Here is a 1,996-nt window from a genome sequence, read left to right as displayed (position 1 = left end):
GGAAGGGATGAAACGACCGAATGTTCTAGCCACCGGAACTGGATTAGATAAAAGGTGGAAGCGGCTCGTTCAGAACGAGACGACGCTAAAGCAAAGAATGGAAGCAACAAAGGTTTATAAAAAATAAATGGGAGAGCCAGCTTCTTTCAAAAAGAAAGAAGCGGCTTATGAAAATATAAAGGAGGAAATTTTCATGGAAAAAACAGTAGGAAGTGCGGTTAAAGGCGGTAGCTTTTTAGTAGATGAGATTACGATTGATCAAGTGTTTACGCCAGAAGATTTTTCATCTGAGCATAAAATGATTGCAAAAACGACAGAGGACTTTATCGTAAATGAAGTTCTTCCGGAGCTTGAATATTTAGAGCAACACGAGTTTGATCGTTCTGTTCGTCTTTTAAAAGAAGCTGGTGAACTTGGTTTACTAGGCGCTGACGTACCAGAAGAGTACGGCGGAATTGGCCTTGATAAAGTAAGCTCAGCGTTAATCGCAGAGAAATTCTCTCGCGCTGGTGGCTTTGCAATTACTCACGGTGCTCACGTAGGTATCGGATCGTTACCAATCGTATTATTCGGTAACGAAGAGCAAAAGAAAAAATATTTACCACTACTTGCAACTGGTGAGAAATTAGCTGCATACGCATTAACAGAGCCAGGTTCAGGATCTGATGCATTAGGCGCAAAAACAACTGCACGTTTAAATGCAGAAGGTACACATTACGTATTAAATGGTGAAAAACAATGGATTACAAACTCTGCATTTGCTGACGTATTTGTCGTATATGCAAAAATAGATGGTGAGCATTTCTCAGCATTTATCGTAGAGAAAGAGTATGCTGGCGTATCTACAAGCCCAGAAGAAAAGAAAATGGGTATTAAATGTTCATCAACTCGTACGTTAATTTTAGAAGATGCGTTAGTACCGAAAGAAAACTTACTTGGTGAAATCGGTAAAGGTCATATTATCGCGTTCAACATTTTAAATATCGGTCGTTATAAATTAGGTGTTGGTACAGTTGGGTCTGCGAAACGTGCAGTAGAAATTTCAGCACAATATGCAAACCAACGTCAACAGTTCAAACAACCAATCGCTCGCTTCCCATTAATTCAAGAGAAACTTGCGAATATGGCAGCAAAAACATATGCAGCTGAAAGCTCTGTATATCGTACAGTAGGTTTATTCGAAAGCCGCATGAGCACATTATCTGAAGAAGAAGTAAAAGACGGTAAAGCAGTAGCAGCTTCTATCGCTGAATATGCAATCGAGTGTTCTTTAAATAAAGTATTCGGTTCTGAAGTACTAGATTATACAGTAGATGAAGGTGTTCAAATTCACGGTGGTTACGGATTTATGGCAGAGTACGAGATTGAAAGAATGTACCGCGATTCTCGTATTAACCGTATTTTCGAAGGAACGAACGAAATTAACCGCCTAATCGTACCAGGTACGTTCTTACGTAAAGCGATGAAAGGTGAATTACCACTTCTTCAAAAAGCACAAAAATTACAAGAAGAGTTAATGATGATGATGCCAGAAGAAGTAGGCGCTGAGCCATTAGCACTTCAAAAATATTTAGTAACTAACGCGAAGAAAATCGGCTTAATGGTAGCTGGATTAGCAGCTCAAAAATACGGTAAAGCACTAGATAAAGAGCAAGAAATTCTTGTGAATATCGCTGACATCGTAAGTAACCTATACGCAATGGAATCAGCTGTTCTTCGTACAGAAAAAGCAATTAAAACAACTGGTCTTGAAAAGAATAAACAAAAAGTGTTATACACTGAAGTATTCTGCCAAGAAGCATTCAACGAAATCGAAGCAGATGCGAAAGAAACACTTATCGCAGTTGAAAACGGCGACATGCTGCGCATGATGTTATCATCATTACGCAAATTAACACGCCACACGCCACTTAACGTAATTCCGAAGAAACGTGAAATCGCTGCGAAAATTTTAGAAGATGAGCGTTATACAGTTTAATACCTTTAAATAACAGTA

Annotated in this window: 1 protein-coding gene; it reads left to right on the top strand. The window is 38.9% G+C overall.

Features of this window, described 5'->3' with window-relative positions:
* The first annotated feature begins 193 nt into the window (after positions 1–193).
* Positions 194–1,978 (top strand): acyl-CoA dehydrogenase family protein, encoded by a 1,785-nt coding sequence (locus BAU27_RS11460; protein WP_071770937.1) that lies wholly within the window; start codon positions 194–196, stop codon positions 1,976–1,978.
* Positions 1,979–1,996: the final 18 nt, after the last annotated feature.

Origin of the sequence: Bacillus sp. NH11B (genome assembly GCF_001884205.1) — a bacterium.
In the GTDB taxonomy this organism is placed as follows: domain Bacteria; phylum Bacillota; class Bacilli; order Bacillales; family Bacillaceae_G; genus Bacillus_A; species Bacillus_A proteolyticus.
The sequence above is the reverse complement of the archived record's forward strand: the minus strand, read 5'-3'. Positions and strand labels throughout refer to the sequence as shown.

Bases quoted from the DNA above. Each gene is read 5' to 3' on its own strand.
- BAU27_RS11460 (WP_071770937.1), top strand. From the start codon at position 194: ATGGAAAAAACAGTAGGAAGTGCGGTTAAAGGCGGTAGCTTTTTAGTA.